Here is a 5,170-nt window from a genome sequence, read left to right as displayed (position 1 = left end):
GGGCATCGCGGCCGGCGGCTTCACCGGCTTCGGCGCCGCGGGCGCGGGGCTCGGCCTGGGCGCGGGGGTGTGCGCGCTGATCGGCCTGCGGGTCGCCGCGTACGACTACCCGTCCCGGTTCGTGCACCTGACCGCGGGCGTCGCGCTGCCGCTGACGGCTGCCGCGCCCGCCGTCTACCTGCTGGGACGCGCGCTGGCCTGACGGCGCGGACCCGGGCGTCGCACAGGCCCCACGGAACTATTCGGCCCCCTGACTCGTCGATGACGATGTCAGGGGGCCGGAGCTTTGGACGGGGGACGTCGGGCCATGCGAGCGCTGCGCGTTGTGTTGATCGTCGCTGTACTGCTGGTCGGGGCTTTGGCCGGGGTGGACCGGCTCGCGGTCGGGTACGCGGAGTCCGAGGCGGCCGACCGGGTCACGCTCGGACCGGCCCGCGCGGGCTCGACCGAGATCGACATCAAGGGCTTCCCCTTCCTCACCCAGGTCGCCGACAGGCGCTTCGACGAGGTCGACGTGGTGGTCAGCGGCGTCGAGACGCAGGCGGGCAAGCGGAAGATACGGATCAGCCGGCTGTCGGCCGCGCTGAAGGACGTCACCGTGGACGACGACTGGGCGGGCGCGAAGGCCCGCAGTGTGACCGGCACCGCGCTCGTCTCGTACGAGGACCTCACGAAGGCCGCGGACAGCAATGTCTCCGTGGCGTACGGGGGCAACGGCAAGGTCAAGGTCACCGGCAGCTTCCGGCTCCCGCTGATCGGCCGGACGATGACGCGCAGCGTCGTGTCCACCGTGACCCTGGTCGACGGCAACACCATCCGGGTGCGTGCCGACCAGGTGCCGGGCGAGGGCATCCCGGGCCTGGAAGAGCTCATACGCTCCCGCACGGACTTCGAGCGGAGCATCGGCGACCTGCCTCAGGGTATGAAGCTGGAGCGGATCGAGGCGCGCGAGGACGGCGTGGCGATCGCGGTGACCGGGACGAATGTGGCGCTGACGGGCTGAAACGCCGGTTTGGGCCACATGGTGAGACGGGCATGTCCGATCTGCGGCTACGCAAGAGGGCAGGCGGGCGCGGAGTCGGGCAAGAGGCTCCTTGGGATTGCCCGGATCCCACATCATGGACGATCGCGTCTCAAAATACGACACACCGGTGACATGGCCGCCTGTCCGTCCCTACGATCGGACCCATGAAGCGACAGGCGGATCTCACGAAGCGGCGGGCAGTAGACCTGTGCCGCGTCGCCGCCATGCTCTGTCGCTCCGTCTGAGCGGGATGTCCGGACGTACACACGTCCGTCCGACTCCCGTATTCCTCAGGCTCTCCGACCGCAACGGGTCGGGGCCACCCCGTGTAGCAGTACGCACGCCCTGACGCGTACCCGCACCACCCCTGCACGCCACCCGCCGCACACTGCCCCGGAGGAGAACAAGCATGGCTCGCACCGACGTACTCGTGGACGCCGACTGGGTCGAGGCCAACCTCGACAACCCGCAGGTCGCCGTCGTCGAGGTCGACGAGGACACCTCGGCGTACGAGAAGAACCACATCCGCAACGCCATCCGGATCGACTGGACGAAGGACCTGCAGGACCCGGTCCGCCGCGACTTCATCGACCAGGAGGGCTTCGAGAAGCTCCTGTCGGCCAAGGGCATCGCGAACGACACGACGGTCGTCCTCTACGGCGGCAACAACAACTGGTTCGCCTCCTACGCGTACTGGTACTTCAAGCTGTACGGCCACCAGGACGTGAAGCTCCTCGACGGCGGCCGCAAGAAGTGGGAGCTCGACTCCCGCGACCTCGTCGCTGAGGTCCCGGCCCGCCCGGCCACCGAGTACAAGGCCAAGGCGCAGGACGCCTCGATCCGCGCGTTCCGCGACGACGTCGTGGCCGCGATCGGCGCCCAGAACCTGGTCGACGTGCGTTCGCCCGACGAGTTCTCCGGCAAGCTGCTCGCGCCGGCGCACCTCCCGCAGGAGCAGTCGCAGCGCCCGGGCCACGTGCCGAGCGCCCGCAACATCCCGTGGTCGAAGAACGCCAACGACGACGGCACCTTCAAGTCGGACGACGAGCTCAAGGCCCTCTACGAGGACGAGCAGGTCGACCTGGCGAAGGACACCATCGCCTACTGCCGCATCGGCGAGCGCTCCGCGCTGACCTGGTTCGTGCTGCACGAGCTGCTCGAGGTCCCGAACGTCAAGAACTACGACGGCTCGTGGACCGAGTACGGCTCCCTCGTCGGCGTGCCGATCGAGCTCGGCGCCAACAAGTAAGCCCCCGGAACCTCCCCCTCCTCCGGACCCCTCGACCGTAAGGACAGAACATCATGTGTGGAGCGCAGCCCGGCGGCCCCGACGCCTCGACGATCAAGCCCGGTGAGACCACGATCCAGGGCTACGTGACCAAGGACGGCGAGCCCGTCACCGGTTACGTCCGCCTCCTGGACTCGACCGGCGAGTTCACCGCCGAGGTCCCGACCTCGGCCACCGGCCAGTTCCGCTTCTACGCGGCCGAGGGCACCTGGACCGTCCGCGCCCTTGTCCCGGGCGCCACGGCCGACCGCACGGTCGTCGCCCAGCACGGTGGCCTGGCGGAGGTCGCGATCGCGGTCTGACCCGCGACACAGAACCGGCCGAAGGGCCGTGCCTCCTGGGGGTTGGACGCTTTCCAGGACGTGAGGCACGGCCCTTCGGTCGTACCCTGAAGGTGTGTACGCGCGACGTCGGCACATCTATTTCTGGATGATGGGCGCCTGCCTGGTGCTTTTCGTGGGCGCCTGGGCCGTCGTGCGGCTGTTCTCCATGCCGGTGGCCATCGGGATGTGCGTGGTCGCCATGGTCATTCCGCCGGTCGCCGCGATGATGGCGAACCGGCGGGGGCCCGACGACCGGTGGTGGGACGATCCGTCGGGCGACCCGAAGTCCGACGAGTGGTGGGACGAGCTGGACGGGAAGAAGCGCTCAGGGGATCAGTAGACGAGCGCCTGCGTCTCCTCGCCCATGATCTCTTGGACGAAGACCTGCGCGCCGGCGATGCGGACGCCCTCCAGGACGTCCTTCTCGGTGATCTCGCGCCGGGCCGCGCACTGCGTGCAGAGGGTGATTCCGCCGCCCGCGAGGATCGAGTCGAGCAGGTCCGGCAGCGGCGCTGCGTGCGGGAGTTCGAACTCCGCCGCCCTGCCCGGGAGGGCGAACCACGAGGACTCGCCGGTCAGCCAGAGCGAGACCTCGACCCCGCTGGCCACGGCCACGGCGGCCACCGTGAAGGCCTGGGAGCAGCGTTCGGGGGCGTCGGCCCCGGCGGTCACCTTGATCACGAGCTTCTTCGCCATATGCCGAACTGTAATGCTCGGCAGGGCAACCCCCGGTGCCTCTACGTTGTCAGCCTTGTGCGCGGGTGAACGGAATCCGCGATTCAGGTCTCGTGGGGGGACCCCTTTTGGACACCACAGAAATACCGGACGGCGCTGAAGCGTCCGCTCCGGCTCCTCGGCGCAAGCGCGGGCGGACCGCGCTGATCATCGCCGTCGCCGCCGTGCTCGGCATCGTCGGCGGCACCGCCGTCGGCTACGGCATCCAGGCGCACCGCGAGCCGACGCCGCTCGCCGCCCTGAACCAGCCCGACCTCCGCTACCCGAAGCCGCTCCCCAAGGGGCAGAAGCTGGAGCCGCTGAGCTCCGACGAGGACCGGAGCGTCCGGACTGACGGCGACCTGCGCAAGCTGCTGCTGCCCAAGCCGTCGGGCGCGAAGACGCCGGAAGTCCCGTTCGGGGACGGCTGGGTGACGCTGCCCGAGTACGCCACGAACTTCAACAGCCCGGCGTACGAGCTCGAGTACCAGCTGCAGAACAAGGTGCGGCGGATCGCCACCACGGCGTGGCGCACCGGCGAGCACCGGACCACCGAGATCCGGCTCGTGCAGTACCGCCCGAGCGACGTCATGGGCGCGCGCGACCACGCCGACGACCAGATGGGCTACATGCCGCAGAAGGCCTTCGCCGGCACCAGCGGCGACCCGATCCCGGGTTCGGCCAATGGCCACTCCTATGTCTTCCCGGTGAAGCGGAAGGCCGGATACATGGACTTCTACCAGGCCAGGGCCTACTTCCACCGCGGCGACATCATGGCCGAGATCTTCGTCTTCGACACGGAGAAGATCTCCAAGAAGGACATCGCCTCCCTGGCCGCGCTGCAGTTGAGGCGCCTGTGAACGAGGACCGGAACACCGTGACCACCGACGAGAACCCCGTCGACGCCCCGCCTGTCGACGCCCCGCCCGTCGCCGAGTCGACGAAGCCCGGCCGCGGCCGCACGCTCCTGACCGTCGTCCTGCCCGCCGTCCTCGTGGTCGGCGCGATCGGCGGCGGCGTCACGTACACCGGCGTCACCGTCGCAGGCGCCGACCGCAGCGCGCCGACGCAGGTGTGGGAGCAGGCCGAGGCCGACGCGGCCGACAAGGACCCGGCGCGCGACCTGATCTCCAAGGGCCGCACCACCACCGAGCTGAGCCGGCTGCTCCTGCCGGTGCCGGACGGCTACGTCCTGGGCCCGGACGACGACCTGTACGGGAACGACGGCGAGCTCACCGACAAGCAGGCGACCGCCCTGGTGAAGCAGGAGGGCAAGGGCCTCTCCGGCAAGAAGCGGCGCGACTACGAGAAGCGCGTCGACCGGCTCGGCATCAAGGGCGTCGCGGTCCGTACGTTCGCCTCGGTGGACGGCGACCGCGTGCTGACCGTCCGCATCACGCGGATGAAGGACAAGCGCCGGATCCACGACATGTACAAGCTGCGGTCCGATCTCGCCGAGCTCCTGGAGCTCAAGAAGGGGCCGAAGATCGACGGCCACCGGAACTCCTCCTGCTTCCTGCTGCCCGAGCGCAAGGACCTCGACAAGGACGAGAAGAAGGAGGACCAGCTGGAGGGCATGATCTGCTCCGCGTACGACTCGGAGACGCTCGTGTCGGTCAGCGCCTCGGGCGCGAAGCCGTTCGACAAGTCCGCGGTGGCGACGCTGGTGAAGAAGCAGCTCGACCACATCAAGTCCCCGGGGGAGTACGTATGACCGAGCAGACGGACACCGCGGAGAAGACGGAGAGCGCGGAGACCACGAAGAAGACGGACACCGCTGAGGTGGCGGAGACCGTCGAGCCGGCGGAGCGCGCTGAGGTG

At 69.3% G+C, this 5,170-nt stretch carries 8 protein-coding genes and 1 pseudogene; 8 read left to right on the top strand and 1 reads right to left on the bottom strand.

What is annotated here, in order from left to right:
- From VIU94_RS07480 to VIU94_RS07460, 6 genes and pseudogenes are all read left to right on the top strand, one after another.
- Positions 1-202: pseudogene (locus VIU94_RS07480) on the top strand (hypothetical protein); the annotation flags it as partial.
- A gap of 105 nt (positions 203-307) precedes the next feature.
- Complete coding sequence (locus VIU94_RS07475; RefSeq protein ID WP_331908857.1) at positions 308-1,003, top strand: LmeA family phospholipid-binding protein; 696 nt, start codon at positions 308-310, stop codon at positions 1,001-1,003.
- 185 nt (positions 1,004-1,188) lie between these two features.
- Positions 1,189-1,269, top strand: coding sequence for a putative leader peptide (locus tag VIU94_RS44630; RefSeq protein ID WP_350497993.1), 81 nt, complete (start codon positions 1,189-1,191; stop codon positions 1,267-1,269).
- A 164-nt stretch (positions 1,270-1,433) separates the two neighbouring features.
- Positions 1,434-2,273, top strand: coding sequence for a sulfurtransferase (locus tag VIU94_RS07470; protein WP_331908855.1), 840 nt, complete (start codon positions 1,434-1,436; stop codon positions 2,271-2,273).
- Positions 2,274-2,326: 53 nt separating this feature from the next.
- Positions 2,327-2,614: a DUF1416 domain-containing protein gene (locus VIU94_RS07465; protein ID WP_331908853.1), complete on the top strand. Its 288-nt coding sequence runs from the start codon at positions 2,327-2,329 to the stop codon at positions 2,612-2,614.
- 94 nt (positions 2,615-2,708) lie between these two features.
- Positions 2,709-2,975 (top strand): DUF3099 domain-containing protein, encoded by a 267-nt coding sequence (locus tag VIU94_RS07460; protein ID WP_331908851.1) that lies wholly within the window; start codon positions 2,709-2,711, stop codon positions 2,973-2,975.
- Here VIU94_RS07460 and VIU94_RS07455 read toward each other — a convergent pair.
- Positions 2,969-3,331 (bottom strand): DsrE family protein, encoded by a 363-nt coding sequence (locus VIU94_RS07455; RefSeq protein WP_331908849.1) that lies wholly within the window; start codon positions 3,329-3,331, stop codon positions 2,969-2,971. The two genes, VIU94_RS07460 and VIU94_RS07455, sit on opposite strands and share 7 nt — an antisense overlap.
- 107 nt (positions 3,332-3,438) lie before the next feature.
- Between VIU94_RS07455 and VIU94_RS07450 the strand changes: the two genes are divergently transcribed.
- Both VIU94_RS07450 and VIU94_RS07445 read left to right on the top strand, forming a co-directional pair.
- Complete coding sequence (locus tag VIU94_RS07450) at positions 3,439-4,209, top strand: hypothetical protein (RefSeq protein WP_331908847.1); 771 nt, start codon at positions 3,439-3,441, stop codon at positions 4,207-4,209.
- Positions 4,210-4,226: 17 nt separating this feature from the next.
- On the top strand, positions 4,227-5,063 hold the full coding sequence (locus VIU94_RS07445; RefSeq protein WP_331908845.1) for a hypothetical protein: 837 nt from the start codon (positions 4,227-4,229) through the stop codon (positions 5,061-5,063).
- Positions 5,064-5,170: the final 107 nt, after the last annotated feature.

Source organism: Streptomyces sp., assembly GCF_036566765.1.
Taxonomy (GTDB): Bacteria; Actinomycetota; Actinomycetes; order Streptomycetales; family Streptomycetaceae; genus Streptomyces.
This window is presented reverse-complemented; position numbering and strand designations above follow the sequence as displayed.

Bases quoted from the DNA above. Each gene is read 5' to 3' on its own strand.
- VIU94_RS07475 (WP_331908857.1), top strand. From the start codon at position 308: ATGCGAGCGCTGCGCGTTGTGTTGATCGTCGCTGTACTGCTGGTCGGG.
- VIU94_RS44630 (WP_350497993.1), top strand. From the start codon at position 1,189: ATGAAGCGACAGGCGGATCTCACGAAGCGGCGGGCAGTAGACCTGTGC.
- VIU94_RS07470 (WP_331908855.1), top strand. From the start codon at position 1,434: ATGGCTCGCACCGACGTACTCGTGGACGCCGACTGGGTCGAGGCCAAC.
- VIU94_RS07465 (WP_331908853.1), top strand. From the start codon at position 2,327: ATGTGTGGAGCGCAGCCCGGCGGCCCCGACGCCTCGACGATCAAGCCC.
- VIU94_RS07455 (WP_331908849.1), bottom strand. From the start codon at position 3,331: ATGGCGAAGAAGCTCGTGATCAAGGTGACCGCCGGGGCCGACGCCCCC.